We start from the raw sequence: 383 nt of genomic DNA, 5'->3' as shown, positions 1-383 counted from the left end.
GTATGATTGCTGCTTGGTTATTTGCTAAGTACATGATTTCAGCAGAGAAAACAGCTGAGTATGCTATCCCTTCAGGGTATGCACCAATCCGTTATTCTGCTTATGAAACAGAAACATGGACAAAGTATGTAGAGGGTATTAAAGAAAATCCAACTACATTAGCAGAAGCACAAAACAAACTTGTTAAAGAAGCAATTGATATGTTTAGAAATAATGGTGACATCTTCTTTACTTCGGCAGTATTCAATTTAAGTTCCAAAACAAGAACCGAAGTTGGACCATTATTAGTTAAAGTATTCTCATACAAAGCTACAAGTGCAGAAGACTTAAATACATATATTGATAGAGAATACCAAAACACTTATAACTTTATTACCAATTGA

The 383-nt window shown here is 33.2% G+C and carries 1 protein-coding gene; it reads left to right on the top strand.

Features of this window, described 5'->3' with window-relative positions; genetic code table 11:
• The coding region (locus ABOA88_RS24055; protein WP_440127999.1) for an extracellular solute-binding protein at positions 1 to 383 on the top strand (383 nt) is incomplete at its 5' end.

The organism is Pseudomonas sp. PKS, assembly GCF_051913525.1.
Taxonomy (GTDB): domain Bacteria; phylum Pseudomonadota; class Gammaproteobacteria; order Pseudomonadales; family Pseudomonadaceae; genus Aquipseudomonas; species Aquipseudomonas guariconensis_D.
The sequence above is the reverse complement of the archived record's forward strand: the minus strand, read 5'-3'. Positions and strand labels throughout refer to the sequence as shown.